At 64.8% G+C, this 16,410-nt stretch carries 16 protein-coding genes; 10 read left to right on the top strand and 6 right to left on the bottom strand.

All coding sequences use genetic code 11. The annotated features are described in order from the left end of the window. Window positions 1-10: 10 nt before the first annotated feature. Window positions 11-469 (top strand): transcriptional regulator NrdR, encoded by a 459-nt coding sequence (gene nrdR, locus G6N77_RS06430; RefSeq protein ID WP_165181206.1) that lies wholly within the window; start codon window positions 11-13, stop codon window positions 467-469. Here the strand turns inward: nrdR and ppgK are convergent. After that, on the bottom strand, window positions 459-1,253 hold the full coding sequence (ppgK, locus tag G6N77_RS06425) for a polyphosphate--glucose phosphotransferase (RefSeq protein ID WP_165181205.1): 795 nt from the start codon (window positions 1,251-1,253) through the stop codon (window positions 459-461). The two genes, nrdR and ppgK, sit on opposite strands and share 11 nt — an antisense overlap. 59 nt (window positions 1,254-1,312) lie before the next feature. Further along, window positions 1,313-2,191 (bottom strand): type I methionyl aminopeptidase, encoded by an 879-nt coding sequence (gene map, locus G6N77_RS06420; protein WP_165181204.1) that lies wholly within the window; start codon window positions 2,189-2,191, stop codon window positions 1,313-1,315. Between the two features lie 85 nt (window positions 2,192-2,276). Between map and G6N77_RS06415 the strand changes: the two genes are divergently transcribed. Then, window positions 2,277-2,444, top strand: a complete 168-nt coding sequence (locus tag G6N77_RS06415; RefSeq protein ID WP_165181203.1) for an SPOR domain-containing protein — start codon at window positions 2,277-2,279, stop codon at window positions 2,442-2,444. Between the two features lie 15 nt (window positions 2,445-2,459). Here G6N77_RS06415 and panB read toward each other — a convergent pair whose 3' ends face one another. Beyond that, window positions 2,460-3,362, bottom strand: a complete 903-nt coding sequence (gene panB / locus G6N77_RS06410) for a 3-methyl-2-oxobutanoate hydroxymethyltransferase (RefSeq protein WP_165181202.1) — start codon at window positions 3,360-3,362, stop codon at window positions 2,460-2,462. Window positions 3,363-3,526: 164 nt separating this feature from the next. Here panB and G6N77_RS06405 point away from each other — a divergent pair, with 164 nt between their 5' ends. The 7 genes from G6N77_RS06405 (at window position 3,527) to G6N77_RS06375 (ending at window position 12,793) form a co-directional block, all read left to right on the top strand. Beyond that, complete coding sequence (locus G6N77_RS06405) at window positions 3,527-4,867, top strand: glutamine synthetase family protein (RefSeq protein ID WP_165181201.1); 1,341 nt, start codon at window positions 3,527-3,529, stop codon at window positions 4,865-4,867. Window positions 4,868-4,875: 8 nt separating this feature from the next. Next, window positions 4,876-7,923, top strand: coding sequence for a bifunctional [glutamine synthetase] adenylyltransferase/[glutamine synthetase]-adenylyl-L-tyrosine phosphorylase (locus tag G6N77_RS06400; protein WP_165181200.1), 3,048 nt, complete (start codon window positions 4,876-4,878; stop codon window positions 7,921-7,923). 189 nt (window positions 7,924-8,112) lie between these two features. Further along, entirely contained in the window at window positions 8,113-8,610 is a 498-nt protein-coding gene (locus G6N77_RS06395) for a hypothetical protein (protein WP_165181199.1), read from the top strand. Window positions 8,611-9,044: 434 nt separating this feature from the next. Continuing rightward, on the top strand, window positions 9,045-9,254 hold the full coding sequence (locus tag G6N77_RS06390; protein WP_165181198.1) for a hypothetical protein: 210 nt from the start codon (window positions 9,045-9,047) through the stop codon (window positions 9,252-9,254). A 358-nt stretch (window positions 9,255-9,612) separates the two neighbouring features. Continuing rightward, the gene (locus G6N77_RS06385; protein WP_165181298.1) at window positions 9,613-11,031 is read left to right on the top strand and encodes an amino acid ABC transporter substrate-binding protein/permease; all 1,419 of its coding nucleotides are present in this window, start codon (window positions 9,613-9,615) and stop codon (window positions 11,029-11,031) included. Continuing rightward, window positions 11,028-11,780 carry an amino acid ABC transporter ATP-binding protein gene (locus tag G6N77_RS06380; RefSeq protein WP_165181197.1) on the top strand — a complete coding sequence of 251 codons (753 nt, stop codon included), beginning with the start codon at window positions 11,028-11,030 and terminating at the stop codon, window positions 11,778-11,780. Before G6N77_RS06385 ends, G6N77_RS06380 begins: the two co-directional genes overlap by 4 nt. Window positions 11,781-11,881: 101 nt before the next feature. Then, window positions 11,882-12,793 carry a glutaminase gene (locus G6N77_RS06375; protein ID WP_165181297.1) on the top strand — a complete coding sequence of 304 codons (912 nt, stop codon included), beginning with the start codon at window positions 11,882-11,884 and terminating at the stop codon, window positions 12,791-12,793. A gap of 20 nt (window positions 12,794-12,813) precedes the next feature. On the opposite strand, the gene G6N77_RS06370 is transcribed toward G6N77_RS06375, so the two are convergent. After that, window positions 12,814-13,257: a VOC family protein gene (locus G6N77_RS06370; RefSeq protein WP_165181196.1), complete on the bottom strand. Its 444-nt coding sequence runs from the start codon at window positions 13,255-13,257 to the stop codon at window positions 12,814-12,816. A 171-nt stretch (window positions 13,258-13,428) separates the two neighbouring features. Beyond that, window positions 13,429-14,853 carry a type I glutamate--ammonia ligase gene (gene glnA / locus G6N77_RS06365; protein ID WP_165181195.1) on the bottom strand — a complete coding sequence of 475 codons (1,425 nt, stop codon included), beginning with the start codon at window positions 14,851-14,853 and terminating at the stop codon, window positions 13,429-13,431. Window positions 14,854-15,035: 182 nt separating this feature from the next. Between glnA and G6N77_RS06360 the strand changes: the two genes are divergently transcribed. Further along, complete coding sequence (locus tag G6N77_RS06360) at window positions 15,036-15,473, top strand: RDD family protein (RefSeq protein WP_165181194.1); 438 nt, start codon at window positions 15,036-15,038, stop codon at window positions 15,471-15,473. 76 nt (window positions 15,474-15,549) lie between these two features. On the opposite strand, the gene G6N77_RS06355 is transcribed toward G6N77_RS06360, so the two are convergent. After that, window positions 15,550-16,320, bottom strand: coding sequence for a DUF4191 domain-containing protein (locus G6N77_RS06355; RefSeq protein WP_165181193.1), 771 nt, complete (start codon window positions 16,318-16,320; stop codon window positions 15,550-15,552). Between the last annotated feature and the right edge of the window lie 90 nt (window positions 16,321-16,410).

Raw genomic sequence — 16,410 nt, 5'->3', positions numbered from 1 at the left:
AGGGACCTGGATGTACTGCCCGTTTTGCCGTAATCCCGACTCGCGCGTGGTGGACTCGCGCCTGTCCGACGACGGCTCCTCCATCCGCCGCCGGCGCCAGTGCACCGAATGCGGGCGCCGGTTCAGTACGGTGGAAACGGCCAGCCTTTCCGTCAGCAAACGCTCAGGCGTGGTGGAGCCCTTCAGCCGCAGCAAGGTGATCAGCGGCGTGCGGAAGGCGTGCCAGGGGCGCCCCGTGACCGACGATGACCTGGCGAAGCTCGCGCAGGAGGTCGAGGAGTCCATCCGGGCCAGCGGCGCCGCCGAAATTGACGCGAATGACGTCGGCCTGGCCATTTTGGAACCCCTCCGGCGCCTGGACCTGGTCGCGTACCTGCGCTTCGCCAGCGTTTACCAGGCTTTTGAGTCGCTCGAGGACTTTGAGAAGTCGATCAAGGAACTGCGCCGCGCCCGGAAGGCTATTTCGTAATCTTGAAGTGGACGGCTGCCTGAAGGGCGCCGCCCACAATGCCGGCGTTGTTGGCCAATTCGGCGGGGATGATCTTGGTGCGCAACTTCAGCTGCGGCAGGTAGTCCTCGCTGCGCTTGGAAATGCCGCCGCCAATGATGAACAGCTCGGGGGAGAAGAGGAACTCCACGTGCGAGAAGTAGCGCTGCAGCCGCACGGCGTACTCGTCCCAGCTGAGATTGTCGCGTTCGCGGGCGCTGGCTGAGGCCTTGGATTCGGCGTCGACTCCGTCAATTTCCAGATGGCCCAATTCCGCGTTGGGGATCAGCTTGCCGTCATGGATGAAGGCCGAGCCGATGCCCGTGCCGAGGGTGATGACCAGGACGGTGCCCTTCACGCCCTTGCCGGCGCCGTAGCGGGCTTCGGCCAGGCCGGCCGCGTCGGCGTCGTTCATGACCTGGACGTCGCGGCCCAGCTCCTCGGAAAAGATCTTGTCCACGTCCGCGTCGATCCAGGACTTGTCCACATTTGCGGCGGAGCGGGCCACGCCGTGGCTGATGATGGCCGGGAAGGTGATGCCCACGGGGGCGTCCTTGGCCGGCGCGTGGTCGCGTGTCATGAGTTCATCCACGATGGCCTTGACTACCTTGGCCACGGCCTGCGGGGTGGAAGGCTGGGGCGTGTCGATCCGGTAGCGCTCGCCCAGCAGTTCGCCCGTCTCCAGGTGGACGATCCCGCCCTTGATGCCGGTGCCGCCAATGTCGAGGCCGATGACGGTTTGCGAGTGCGAGTGCTTCTTGGACATGCGTGGCTCCAGGGGTAGTTTCGGTCTGTCAGGGGCTGTCAAAAAGGTGGGCGCGGGCCCTACAGGAGGGTGAGTACCTCGGCCCCGGTGGCCGTGACCACCAGGGTGTGCTCAAATTGTGCGGTGCGTTTGCGGTCGCGGGTTACCACTGTCCAGTCGTCGTCCCACATGTCCCACTCAATGCCGCCCAGCGTGAGCATTGGTTCGATCGTAAACACCATGCCCTCCTGGATCACAGTGTTGTATGCCGGTGCGGCGTCATAATGCGGAATAATCAAGCCGGTGTGGAACGCCTCGCCCACCCCGTGCCCCGTAAAGTCCCGGACCACCCCGTAGCCGAAGCGCTTGGCGTAGGCGGAGATGGTGCGGCCGATGACATTGATTTCCCGGCCCGGCGCCACTGCCCGGATGGCCCGGTTCAGCGACTCCTGCGTGCGGTCCACCAGCAGGCGCGATTCCTCGTCAACGTCGCCCACCGTGAAGGTCCAGTTGGTGTCGCCGTGGACACCGTTCTTGTAGGCGGTGATGTCAATGTTGATAATGTCCCCGTCCCGGACCACGGTGGAATCGGGGATGCCGTGGCAGATGACTTCATTGAGCGAGGAGCACAGCGACTTCGGAAAGCCGCGGTACCCCAGCGTGGAGGGATAGGCCTGGTGGTCCAGTAGGAACTCGTGCCCCACCCGGTCCAGCTGGTCCGTGGTGACGCCGGGAGCAATGTGCTTGCCCACCTCCACAATGGCCTGCGCGGCGATCTTGGAGGAGATTCGGATCTTCTCGAGTGTTTCAGCGCTTTTCACTTCGGACCCCTTGAAGGGGGCCGGCCCGGCCTTGCCCACATATTCGGGGCGGGGAATGGCGGCCGGCACGGCCAGCATGGCGCTTACAGTGCCGGGAACCAGGGTGCCGATGGGGGCTGTGGAAACAGTGGAAGACATGCCTTCATCCTATAAGTTATTTGCTGCGGGGCCGTGGCGGTGCGGCCTATGATGGCAACAACCGCCACGGACCCACGGAGGAAAGATGCCCCAATATTGGTACAACGTCAACACCCGCCAGGTGGAAATGGACGCCCAGTCCGGCTGGAAGGAGCTGATCGGGCCCTACAACACCCGCGAGGAAGCCGAAGCCGCCCTTGCAAGGGTCCATGAGCGCAATGAAAATTGGGAGGCCCAGGACGACCAGGACTGAGTAGTCCGGGCAGGCCTAGAAAGTGTGCTCGGGGCCCGGGAACACGCCGGAGCGGACTTCGGCCCCGTATTCCCGTGCGGCGTCGGCGAGAACCGTGCGCAACTGGGCGTACTGCTTGACGAACTTGGCCATTTTGCCGGTCCGCAGCCCTGCCATGTCCTGCCACACCAGCACCTGTCCCGTGGTGGAGTTCCCGGCGCCGATGCCCACGGTGGGGACGTCGATGGCGGCGTCGATGGCGGCGGCCGCGGCCGCGGGCACCATTTCCATCAGCACGCAGAAGGCTCCGGCACCCGCCAGCGCGACGGCGTCGTCCATCATGCCCTGTGCCGCATCGCCGCGGCCCTGGACCCGGTAGCCGCCCAGCACGTGCTCGCTCTGCGGGGTGAATCCGATGTGCGCCATGACTGGGATGCCGGCCTGGGTCAGTGCCCGGACGGTGGGGGCGTAATACGCTCCGCCTTCCATCTTGACCGCGTGTACCAGCCCTTCCTTCATGAGGCGCACCGAGGAAGCGATGGCCTGCTCGGGGGACTGCTCGTAACTGCCAAACGGCAGGTCGGCCACGACCAGGGCACGCTTGGCGCCGGCCGTGACGGCGCGGCAGAAGATGATCATCTCATCGAGTGTGATGGGCAGGGACGTTTCATTGCCCAGGACATTGTTGGAGGCGGAGTCACCCACCAGGAGCACTTCGATTCCCGCCTCGTCAAAGATCTGGGCGGTGTACTGGTCGTAGGCCGTCAGCATGGCAAACTTTTGGCCGTTGAGCTTGGCGGCCTGCAGGTGGTGGGTGCGGACCCGCGCCGTGGTGGACGGAATGCCTGAACCGTAGGGGGCCGCTACCTCTGCGGAAACGCTTTGTGCAGGCGCCGGGCTGCCGGGCGCGGCGGAGTCAGGGATGCTGTTGGTTGCCATGCGTAGAGCTTATTACGTCCCGGGCCGGAAAATCGTCAATCCGGGATTCAAGTCCTTAGTAGAGTGGTGTTTGCGGGCACGAAGGTGGCAGCCAGTGTCTTTAATTTGGGGCGCCCGCAACGATGTTTGAGCGAGCCGTACCGTCAACGGAAAAGGGGCCCACAGTGGACCGTCAGCAGGAGTTTGTGTTGCGCACCATCGAGGAGCGCGACGTGCGCTTTGTCCGCCTCTGGTTCACCGACGTGGTGGGCAGCCTCAAGTCGGTGGCGCTGGCCCCGGCCGAGGTGGAAGGCGCCTTTGAGGAGGGCCTGGGGTTTGACGGCTCCGCCATCGAGGGGCTGGCGCGGGTGTTCGAGTCCGACATGCTGGCCCAGCCCGATCCGTCCACGTTCCAGATCCTTCCCTGGCGCGGCAAGACCGAACAAACCTCGCGCATGTTTTGCGATGTCCTGACGCCCGACGGCGAACCGTCCGCGGCAGACCCGCGCAATGTCCTCAAGCGCACCCTTGCCAAGGCGGCGGACATGGGTTTTACGTGCTACACGCACCCGGAGATTGAGTTCTACCTGCTCAAAAGCGACAAGCCCGGCCCTGACGGCATCCCCATCCCGGTGGACCAGGCGGGCTACTTTGACCACGTGCCCGGGGGAGTGGCGCAGGACTTCCGCCGCACGGCCGTGACCATGCTCGAGGACGTGGGCATTTCCGTGGAGTTCAGCCACCATGAGGGCGGGCCGGGCCAAAACGAAATTGACCTGCGCTATGCCGACGCTCTCCAGACTGCAGACAACATCATGACGTTCCGGACGGTGATCCGCGAGGTGGCGATCCAGCAGGGCACATATGCCACCTTCATGCCCAAGCCGTTTTCCGAGCACCCGGGCTCCGGGATGCACACGCATTTCTCCCTGTTCGAGGGCGACACGAATGCCTTCCACGAGCCCGGTGCCGAGTACCAGCTGTCCAGGACCGCGCGCCAATTCATGGCCGGAATCCTCAAGCACGCACCGGAATTCACGGCCGTCACCAACCAGTTTGTGAATTCCTACAAGCGGCTGTGGGGCGGGGGAGAGGCGCCCAGCTACCTGTCCTGGGGCCACAACAACCGTTCTGCTCTCATGCGGGTGCCTCTCTACAAGCCCGGCAAGGGGCAGGCGGCCCGCCTGGAATACCGGGGCATCGATTCCGCCGCGAACCCTTACCTGGCCTATGCCGTGCTGCTCGGTGCCGGCTTGAAAGGGATCGAGGAAGGCTACGAGCTGCCCCCGGCCGCCGTGGAGGACATTGGCGCGCTCAGCAGTGCCGAGCGCCGGGCGCTGGGACACGAGCCGCTGCCGTCGAGCCTGCACGACGCCGTGCGCCAAATGGAGGAATCCGAACTCATGCCAGAAATCCTGGGCGAGCAGGTGTTTGAGCACTTCCTGCGCAACAAGCGCGACGAATGGCAGGAATACCGGCTCCAGGTCACGCCCTACGAAATCAACCGCTACCTGGGGGTGCTCTAACGCCTGCCATGAGCTCCCTGACCCGCACCCTGATCACGCTGGGCTTTTCCGACCTGGAGAAAAGTGAAAGGTTTCTCGGCTTCCGGGAGCTGGCGGACCTTGACCAGGGGGAGTTGCTGCAGTCCCTGAAGTTGGCCAATGATCCGGACCTGGCCGTGCAGTCGCTGGTGCGCCTGCTCAGCGCCGTCCCTGCCGTGTATGGAAAGCTGTCCGTCCCCGAGCGGGAGACGGGCCGCCAGGTCCCCAACGAGGCACTTTTCCGGCTGTTGGGCGCCTCCGAAGCCCTGGTGGAGTTCCTGATCCGGCATCCCGAACACGTGGACGTCCTGGACACCTTCCCGTCGCCGGAGCCCGTGGCAGCCGATGCCGGAGCACTGCGGGACTCGCTGCTGGCAGCGGTGGGTGCGGAACCGGCGTCGGCCATTCCCGTAGCGGCGTTGACAGGCACACCGGCGCGGATCGCCCTGCGCACCCGCTACCGGCGGCACCTGGCGGAACTGGCCATCAGGGACCTGTGCGCGGCCTCGCCCCAGGACGTCATGCCGCTGGTGGGGGCCGAGCTCGCTGACCTCGCGGCGGCGGCACTGGACGCGGCGCTTGCCGTGGCCCGGGCCGAGGTGGCGGGCCAGTTTTCCTTCGATGAGGTGGCTGCCGTCAAGCTGGCCGTCATCGGCATGGGCAAGTGCGGTGCCCGGGAGCTGAACTACATTTCCGACGTCGACGTCATGTACGTCATGGAGGCCGACGGCGGCGGGCTGGATGAGTCCCGCGCCGTCGCCGTGGGCAATGCCTTGGCATCAGCGGCGGCCCAGGCCATTTACGCCCCGGAACGCGAGCCCGGGCTGTGGGAGGTCGATGCCAACCTGCGCCCCGAGGGCAAGGACGGGCCGTTGGTGCGCACGCTGGAGTCCTTCCTCAGCTATTACCAGCGCTGGGCGCATGACTGGGAGTTCCAGGCGCTCTTGAAGGCGCGGGCCATTGCAGGCGACCGTGCGCTGGGGCTCCGCTTTGAGCAGGCCGTGTCGCCGCTGATCTGGACGTCGTCGGAACGGGAGGGCTTTGTAGCCTCCGTTCAGGCCATGCGCCGGCGCGTCACGGCAAACATCCGCGACTCGGAGGCCGGGAGGCAGCTCAAGCTGGGCAAGGGCGGCCTGCGGGACGTGGAATTCACGGTGCAGCTCCTGCAGCTGGTCCATGCCAAGAATGACGAATCGATCAGGGTCAAGGCCACCACTGCCGCCATCGACGCACTCATGCGCGCCGGCTACATTGGCCGCACCGATGCCGCCCACCTGGACCAGTCCTACCGCTACCTTCGCGTCCTGGAACACCGGATCCAGCTTGTCCACATGCGCCGCACCCATCTCATGCCGCGGGCCCCGGAACAGCTGCGGGCCCTGGCCCGTGCGGCGGCGGGCCCCCTCAGCCTCAAGCGCCCCACGGCCGAAACGCTGCTGGAGGACTGGGGCCGCGTCAAGCGCGAGGTCAGGGCCCTGCACGAACGAATTTTCTACCGGCCCATACTTGTCACTGCCGCCCATCTCAGTGCCGACGACGTGGCACTGACCACGGATGCTGCCAGGGCCAGGCTGGCCGCGCTTGGCTACCGGGACACGGCCGGTGCCCAGCGCCACATTGAAGCCCTGACCGCCGGGGTCAGCCGGAGGGCGGCCCTGCAGCGCCAGCTGCTGCCCGTGCTCCTTGGCTGGCTGGCCGACGGCGTCGACCCGGACGCCGGGCTGCTCGCCTTCCGCCGAGTCAGTGAGGCCCTGGGCACCTCCCACTGGTACCTGGGCATGCTGCGCGACCACCAGGCCGCGGCCGAGCGGCTGTGCCACGTTCTCTCCAGCTCCCGGCTGGTGACCGACCTGCTGGAGGTTTCGCCGGAGGCCACCGCCTGGTTTGGCAACGACAAGGAACTGGTTCCCTTGACGTTTGCGGCACAGTGGGCGGAAATCCAGTCCAAGATGTCCCGCCACCCCGAGCCGGCTGGCGCGATCCGGCTGATCCGGCTCAACCGCCAGCGGGAAATCCTGCGCATTGCCATAGCCGACTGTTCCGGGCTCCTTGCCCAGGACCAGGTGTCGGCTGCCCTGAGCGACGTGGACCGGGCCACGGTCCTGGGCGCGTTGATGGTGGCCGAGGCGGACGTCTATGCCGGGGAGCCGCCACTGGTCCATGTGCTGGTGGTGGCCATGGGCCGCCAGGGCGGGCGAGAGATCGGCTACGGTTCCGACGCCGACGTCCTGTTTGTCCAGCAACTTGTGCCGGGAACGGCCGGCGCCGCCGTTGAAGGGCCTGCGCAGCAGCAGGCGAAAGCCATTGTGTCCAAGGTGATGTCCCTGCTGACCCAGCCTCTCAAGCCGGCAATCCAGGCCGAACGTGTGCTCAGCATTGACGCCGATCTCCGGCCGGAGGGGAAAAACGGCCCCCTGGTCCGGTCCCTCGACGCGTACCGCGAATACTATTCCCGGTGGTCCTCTGCATGGGAGGCGCAGGCCTTGCTGAGGGCACTGCCCATGGCCGGATTCGACGGACTGGCCGCGGAGTTTGTGGCGATGGCCGATCCCGTGCGGTATCCGGCTGTGCTGGCCGAAGCCGACCAGCGCGAGATCAAGCGGATCAAGGCCCGCATGGAGTCGGAGAGGCTGCCCCGCGGGGCCGACCCGGCACGGCACGTAAAGTTGGGCCGCGGCGGGCTGAGCGACGTGGAATGGCTTGTCCAGTTGTGGCAGCTCAAACACGCGCACCTCCACGCGGGGCTTCGCACCACCTCAACCTTGGCGGCATTGCACGCCGCGCGCGGCCTTGACCTTGTCGGGGAAGGCGACGCTGAACTGCTTGAGGCCGCCTGGCGGCTGGCGGGCAAGGTCCGCAACGCCAATGTCATCTGGACGGGGAAGCCCTCGGACCTGCTTCCTTCGGCCCGGCGGGATCTGGAAGCGGTGGCGCGCTGGTGCGGCTACGAACCCGGGCAGGCCGCAGCGTTCGAAGAGGATTACCTGGGGCTGACCCGCAAGGCACGGGCAGTGTTTGAACGGCTGTTCTACGGGTAAACAGCAGCCGCCGCGTGCATGTTTGCAACATTTGTGGCGTGAAACAGTGGACTTTGGCACCCCACTGGGGCAAGACTGGAAGAACTGGTGCTAGGTCCTGGGATTTGTTATGGAATCCACGCACTGTCTCACTGCAGTTTTTGGGACCTGAAACTGCTGCTGTCCTGACCTCCCGGGGGGAATTTCATCATGCAGAACCAACACACGCAAAGACGCCGTAGAACGGGCCTGATTGCCGGGCTCGGCGCCCTCTTCACCGCTTTTGCCATGTTCCTCGGCCTGGGGGCCGCCGCTGCCGCACCGGCACCGCAAGGCTTGTGGATTTGGCCCAATGCCCAGGAAGCCTCGCAGGCGCCGGCCGCGCAGGTCTCGCCGGCAGGGCTCTGGATTTGGCCAAACGCTGTCCAGTCCGCGCAGGTCTCGCCGGCAGGGCTCTGGATTTGGCCAAACGCTGTCCAGTCCGCGCAGGTCTCGCCGGCCGGGCTGTGGATTTGGCCGAACGCTGTTCGCTCCGCGCAGGTCTCGCCGGCCGGGCTGTGGATTTGGCCGAATGCTGTCCAGTCCGCGCAGGCTACTCCGGCCGGGCTCTGGATTTGGCCGAACGCGGTTCACTCCGCGCAGGCTACTCCTGCCGGGCTCTGGATTTGGCCTTTCTCGACCGGTGCCACGACGATCGGAAAAGCGTAGCGACAACAGCCCGGAACGGCGAAGGGGCCGCCTTCCCCCACTGCGGTGCCATACAAATGGCCGGCCACATCCATGGCCGGCCATTTCGCTGTGCAAAGTCAGCCGGGGCGGGGCCTTTCCCGTTGGGTGGCCATTGTCACTGAGCACAATTTTGCAGCTTAATTCTTGTCCATTGACCTAAGCCCCTGCGCTGCACATCACACTAAGCTGGGAAGCAGGCGCCGCACACCAACGGCACCGAAAAGTTGACTTGACCTCATAAGCCGTCCCATCGCCGCTCGACTCCACGGGAAATTGGCCACGGGGCTGCCCTGGTGGTAATCCACCGGGGGCCTCGATCCAATGACAAGTTCATGCAGTTGCCCGCACCACAGGGTGTCCGCCACGGTCCGAAGGGGCTGGGCGCCCTGCCCGGAGTCAAAGGAGACCCCGCAGTGTCACATACATTAGCTTCCCGCCCCAGCCGCGTTGGCGTGAACGGATCCGCTGGCCTGCGCCAGGGCAGGGACCAGTCCGGGACTGCCATCGTGGAGCCGGCGCCACAGCCGGAAACCTTCATGGCCCAGCCGGCGGCGGAGCAACTCCCCGCCGATGCCTTGTGCGATGACCAGTGCCCCTACTGCTGGGGCCCTGAAACCGACTGACTCCGGGTGCCTCAGTGCCGTCGCCGTGTGCGCGGCCCTGGGGACTCATTCAGGGGTGCCGCAATGGCTGCAATCCACCCCGCAACCCGAGATACGCATAGACTCTACCTTTGTCACCTGCGCTGCCTTCCGGCCGGCGCATCCGGTGATGGCCTTTGCTGCGCCCAAAGCCGGGCGCAGCTGGACCCGTCAGGGGTGCGGTCGCCGCAGGCGCGGGAGCCGCAGACAAAAAATTAAGGATGGTTGGAAGACCTTGAACATATACCGATTGGCCACCAGACGGGGCCGGGCGGCGCTGGGCGCAACCCTGACCGTCATGGCGCTCTTGCTCGGTGCCGGTTCGGCCTCGGCCGCCGTCATGCCCGCAGCCCTGCACCAGGGCCTCGCGCCGGCGGCAGTGGGGGCAGTGGCGCCGGCAGCAGCCAGTGATGCCAAGGGCAAGACCTTTGCCATTGCCACAGACACCACCTTTGCCCCCTTTGAGTTCCGCAACGGCAGCGGCGACCTGGTCGGCATCGACATGGACCTGTTGCGCGCCATCGCCGACAATCAGGGCTTCAAGGTCGACATCAAGTCCCTTGGCTTCGACGCCGCCCTGCAGGCCCTGCAGTCGAACCAGGTCCAGGGCGTCATTGCCGGCATGTCCATCACGGACAAGCGCAAGCTCATCTTTGATTTCTCCAACCCGTACTTCGATTCCGGCGTGCAGATGGCCGTGGCCAAGAGCAACGATGCCATCAAGACCTATGCGGACCTGAAAGGCAAAACGGTTGCCGTCAAGCGCGGCAGTGAAGGCGAAACGTTTGCCAACTCCATCAAGGACAAATACGGCTTCACTGTCAAGGCACTGGCTGATTCCGCGACCATGTACGACGACGTCAAGGCCGGGAACTCCGTGGCGGTTTTTGACGACTACCCCGTGCTGGCCTACGGCGTCAGCCAAAACAACGGCCTGAAGATTGTCACGCCCAAGGAACAGGGCAGCTCCTACGGCTTTGCCGTGAACAAGGGCCAGAATGCCGATCTCCTCGCGGCCTTCGACGCCGGCCTGGCGAACCTTAAAGCCAGCGGCCAGTACCAAAAAATTCTCGACAAGTACCTGGCTGCACCCGAGACCGCCAAGCAGACAAGCTTCTTCGAACTGCTCGCGAACAGCTTCCCGGCGTTGATGAAGGGCCTCGGCATGACGCTGCTGGCCACGGCACTTTCGCTGATCATTGCCCTGGTGCTTGGCATTGTGTTTGGCTTCCTGAAGGTCTCCGAAAGCCGCGTGCTTCGCATCATTGCCAGCATCTATGTTGAAATCTTCCGCGGCACCCCACTGCTGGTTCAGGCGTTCTTCTTCTACTTCGGCCTGCCCCAGCTCACGGGCCGGCCGCTGGACGTGCTCACGGCCGGTGTCATCACACTGAGCCTGAACGCCGGTGCCTACATGACCGAGATCGTCCGCGGCGGCATCCAGTCCGTGGACCCTGGCCAGCTGGAGGCCAGCCGCAGCCTGGGGCTGGGCTACGTCACCTCCATGCGCCGCGTGGTGGTGCCGCAGGCTGTCAAGATCATGACGCCGTCGTTCATCAACCAGTTCGTGATCACGTTGAAGGACACGTCCCTGCTCGCCGTCATCGGCTTCGCGGAACTGACCTACCAGGGCCAGCAGATTTACGCATCCAACTTCCGCACCGGTGAGACGCTGCTGATCGTGGCGGCCCTGTATTTCATCGTCATCTTCATCTTGACCCAGCTTTCCAACGCCCTGGACAGGAAGTTCAACAAATGACAGCCACCCCAGCAGCAGCGGGCGCCAAGATCAGCGTCCGGAACTTGAAGAAGTCCTTTGGCTCCAATGAGGTCCTCAAGGGCCTTGAGGTTGACATTGCCGAGGGCGAGGTGGTCTGTGTCATTGGCCCCTCGGGCTCCGGCAAGTCCACGTTCCTGCGTTGCCTGAACAAGCTTGAGGACATCACGGGCGGCACGGTCACGGTGGACGGCTACGACCTCACGGACCCCAAGGTGGACCTCAACGCCGTCCGCCAGCACATCGGCATGGTCTTCCAGCACTTCAATCTTTTCCCGCACATGAGCGTCATCCAAAACATCATGCTGGCCCCTGTCGAACTGAAGAAGCTCGACAGGGCCGGCGCCCGTGCCAAGGGCATGGAACTGTTGAAGCGTGTAGGCCTGTCTGAGAAGGCCGATGCCCGCCCGGCGTCGCTCTCCGGCGGCCAGAAGCAGCGCGTGGCCATTGCCCGGGCGCTGGCAATGAATCCCGGCATCATGCTCTTCGATGAGGCAACCAGCGCCCTTGACCCCGAAATGGTGGGTGAAGTGCTCCAGGTGATCCGCGACCTCGCGGCCGAGGGCATGACCATGGTGGTTGTCACGCACGAGATGGGCTTTGCCCGCGAGGTTGCCGACAGGGTCATCTTCATGGACGCCGGCGTGATCTGCGAGGAAGGCACCCCGGAGGCCATCTTCGGCAACGCCCAGCAGCCGCGCCTGCAGGACTTTCTGGCCAAGGTCCTTTGACCCCGAACGGGTGGCCGGCCGCCACGGCCACCCGTTCCGTTTCTTTATGTTGCGCCGTGGTTCAAGAACCGACGGCGGCACCCACCATTGAAGGGCTTGGCATGGACGTGCAGGGGATCGTGGAGGACATCGTCAGCGAGGTCCAGCCGCTGCTGGGACTGGGCGCCGTCGCGTCGTACATTCCGAGCCTGGGGGACGTTCCGGCGGAGAATTTCGGCGTGTGCGTGGCCATGTCAGACGGGCCGGTCTACGGAGCAGGCCAGTGGCAGCAGCCGTTTTCCATCCAGAGCATCTCCAAGGTGTATTCGCTCGCCCTGGTCATGTCCTACGACTACGACTCCATTTGGAAGCGCGTGTTCCGGGAACCCTCGGGCACGCCGTTCAATTCCATGGTGCAGCTGGAAGCCGACAACGGCATCCCGCGAAACCCGTTCATCAACGCCGGTGCCCTGGTGGTCACGGACAGGCTCCTGACCCTGACCGGCGACGCCGCCGGTGCGGTCCGCGGGCTGTTGCGCTCGGAGTCCGGCAACCAGGAACTTGACTTCGACGCCGCCGTTGCTGCCTCGGAAGCGGAGCACGGGCACAGGAACTCAGCCATGGCCCATCTCCTGGCCAGCTATGGGAACCTGGAGAACCCCGTGGACCTGGTCTTGGAAAACTATTTCAAGCAGTGCGCCCTGAGGATGTCGTGCGAGGACCTCGCGCTGGCTTCGAGGTTTTTGGCCCGCCACGGCGTCTCTGCCGGGGGCACTCCGTTCCTGACGCCCAACCAGGCCAAGAGGGTCAACGCCGTGATGCTGACCTGCGGAACCTATGACGCCGCCGGGGAGTTTGCCTACCGTGTGGGCCTGCCCGGCAAAAGCGGGGTGGGCGGGGGCATCGTGGCCATCGTGCCGGGCCGTTGCTCCGTGGCCGTCTGGGGGCCGTCCCTGGGACCCAACGGCAACTCCGTGGCGGGCATCGCTGCCTTGGACGCGTTCACCACACGTACCGGCTGGTCCATCTTCTAGCCGACCAGGGCCGCCCCGGCTCAAGGCGCGGCGGGCTTGAGTTCCTGGGCGAACATCAACAGGATTCCACTGGGGCCGTGCAGGTAGGTGAGCTTGTAGATGTCCTGGTAGGTGGCCACCCCGCGGAGCGGGTGGTACCCGTGTTTCGCGGCGATCTCCAGGGCGTCGTCGATGTCGTCGACGGAGAAAGCCACCCGGTGCATGCCAATTTCGTTCGGCAGTGTTGGGTCCGTCTCGATCGCGTCCGGGTGGATGTACTCAAAGAATTCCAGGCGGCCCAGGCCGTCGGGTGTTTGGAGCACCGCGATTTTGGCGTGGTTCCCGTCCAGGCCGACGGCGGTGTCGGCCCACCCGCCGCTGATGGTGTCGCGGCCGAGCACCGTGAGGCCGAGATCCGTGAAGAAGGCGATGGCAGCTTCGATGTCACGGACGGCGATGCCGACGTTGTCGATTTTGATGGCCATCAGCCTTGCGCCCGGACCTTGTTGATGGGCCCGCCGGCCGCCAGGGGAGTCATGAGGCTCAGGTTACCCCTCGGACAGCTGCCATTGCCATCCTTTGGCAGGAACGACGACGCCGGCACCTGGGCGGGTCGAAAAACCCGCCCAGGCGCCGGCGTCGTTGGTCAAACCGGCTTAGCAGCCGTAGTAAAGCTCAAACTCATAGGGGTTCGGGCGGAGCTGCAGGGGCTTGATCTCGTTTTCACGCTTGTAGTCGATCCAGGTGTCGATGAGGTCCTGGGTGAAAACGCCGCCGGCCTGCAGGAACTCGTTGTCGTTCTCCAGGGCGGTCAGGGCGGCCTCGAGCGACTCGGGGGCCTTGGGGATGTCCTTGGCCTCTTCCGGGGGGAGCTCGTAGAGGTCCTTGTCGATCGGGGTGGGGGGTTCGATCCGGTTCTTGATTCCGTCCAGGCCCGCCATCAGCTGGGCGGAGAACGCCAGGTAGGGGTTGGAGGAGGGGTCCGGTGCGCGGAACTCGAGCCGCTTGGCCTTCGGGTTGGAGCCGGTGATCGGGATGCGGATGCCCGCGGAACGGTTGCCCTGCGAGTACACCATGTTCACGGGCGCCTCGAAGCCCTTGACCAGGCGGCGGTAGGAATTCACTGTCGGGTTGGTGAACGCCAGCACGGCGTCGGCGTGCTTGAGCAGGCCGCCAATGTACCAGCGGGCCACGTCGGACAGGCCGGCGTATCCCTTTTCGTCGTAGAACAGCGGCGCGCCGTTGCTCCACAGGGACTGGTGGCAGTGCATGCCCGAGCCGTTGTCGCCAAAGACAGGCTTGGGCATGAACGTGACGGACTTGCCCCAGGCCCAGGCGGTGTTCTTGATGACGTACTTGAATTTTTGCAGGTCGTCTGCCGCGTGCACCAGCGTGTTGAAGGTGTAGTTGATTTCAGCCTGGCCGGCTGCGCCCACCTCATGGTGCGATCGTTCGACCGCGAGGCCGGCGCTGTCCAGCTCGATGCACATGGCGTCGCGCAGGTCGGCCTGGTGGTCAACCGGGGCCACGGGGAAGTAGCCGCCCTTGACGGGGGTCTTGTAGCCGAGGTTGCCGCCCTCTTCCTTGCGGCCCGTGTTCCAGTTGGCCTCTTCGGAGTCCACCTTGTAGAAGGATCCCTTGGGGGAGGATTCAAACTGCACGTTGTCAAAAACGAAGAATTCGGCTTCGGCGCCAAAGAACGCCGTGTCGGCAATGCCCGTCGACGCCAGGTAGGCCTCGGCCTTTTCGGCCACGCCGCGCGGGTCGCGGTGGTAGGGGTCGCCGGTGCGGGGGTTCACGATGGAAAAGTTCAGCGCGAGGGTCTTTTCCAGGCGGAACGTGTCAATGAAGGCGGTGGTGGGGTCCGGGATCAGCTGCATGTCCGATTCAGCGATGCCCTGGAAGCCCCGGATGGAGGAGCCGTCAAAGAGCTGGCCGTTGACGAAGAACTCGGCGTCAACCGTCTTGGCCGGGACATTGAAGTGCTGCTGCACGCCTGGCAGGTCGGTGAATCGGATATCGACGAATTTCACATCTTCGTCTTTGATGAACTTGAGGACTTCGTCCGCGTTCTTGAACATCTAGGCTCCTTGGCGCATTGGGGTTCCGGCCGGCTCGGTTCCGGCCATTCGTGCATCTGCAACTGAATACAGACTATGGCGGTGCCATTACTCAACAATGTCAGAAATGTTTCCGGCACGTTACAGCCGCTGCCAAATACCAGCATGGCTGAACTTCCGCCCTCCGCCGGTAAGCTGGGGGCGTGGTAGATCGTAAAGACATCGGGTCCTGGCTCAGCGGGCCGGACACCTCCAATATATCCAAATACCCTGGCGAACGGCTGGGACTGCCCGAAACCGGCCACGGTTCCATGGCGCGCGCAGGCCGGCGGATCCTGGCCATCTGCATTGACTGGGCCCTGAGCTACCTCATCGCAGCCGCCTTTTTCCACTCCGACTCCCTCGCCATTCTGGCCGTTTTCGCGGTGGAACAGATGGTGCTGGTGGGCACGCTGGGCTACAGCATCGGCCACCGGGTCATGGGCATTCAGGTGACAAGGCTCGACGGCGGCCCTGCCGGCCTCCTCGCAGGCGTGGTCCGCGCCGTCCTGGTGTGCCTGGTCATCCCGGCCGTGATTGCCGATGCCGACCACCGCGGCCTCCACGACCGCGCCATGAAAACCATGCTGGTCCGCCGCTAAAAGCAGGAAGGCCCCGCTCCAACGTCCGGATGGATGTGGGAGCGGGGCCTGCACGAAGCGTTCCTGCCGCAGGAGACTAGCGGCCTCGTGACGCCTTGCGGTCGGGCCGCGCCTTGTAGGGATCGATGCCCTTGGGGATCGGCAGCTTGTTGCCCATGGAGGAAATGCGCTTGTTGACGGCGCTGACCTCGACCTTGGTCAGCTCTCCCTTGAGCTTGTTCATCTTCTTTGTCACCTTGGCGATCGGGACCTGGCCTTCACCCTTGCCCGTTTCGATGATGGTCACCGTGACATTGGGGAGGATCCGACCCAGGCGGCGTCGTTCGGCGTCAACCAGGCCCTTGACCCGGCTGGAGGGACCCTCGGTGATCAGCACAATCCCTGCCTTGCCGATGGCACGGAACACCACGTCCTGGGTGCGCGGGTTGACGGCGGCGGGCTGCTCATCAAAGATCCAGCCCTTTTTCAGCGAGCTCAAGGCGGCACCGGCGGCGCCGGGCTTGCCTTCAATTTGTGCATAGGCCGCCCGTTCCGCACGCCGGGACATGATCAGCAGGGCAGCCAGCAGGCCCAGCGGCAGTCCGACCAGCAGGCCGTTGATCCACGAATGCGGGGGAATCAGCAGCGAGACCACCAGCGAGAGCAGAATGAGGCCCAGGAAGGAGCCAAGCATGAGCCACGTGACCATGGGGTCGTGGCGGCGGGTCATCTTGTAGATGTCCACCATTTGCTTGATCCGGCCGGGCTTCTTGGCCTTCTTCTTGGCGCCGTCCTTGGGCGTGCGGCTGAAGAGGGAGCGCTTCGGTTTGTCAGCGGCGGTGTGTGCGGAGTCAGGGGTTTTGGCCATAGTGATTCAATTCTAGCGGGTGTTGGGCGTGGTGGGTGCGCAAAGGATCCGCCGTGCTCCCGGCGGGTGCGCGGCGGATCCTGTGGGCGG

This window comes from Arthrobacter silviterrae (genome assembly GCF_011045165.1).
GTDB lineage: Bacteria > Actinomycetota > Actinomycetes > Actinomycetales > Micrococcaceae > Specibacter > Specibacter silviterrae.
Note: the sequence above shows the minus strand (reverse complement) of the source record. Positions and strands in the feature narration are given on the sequence as shown.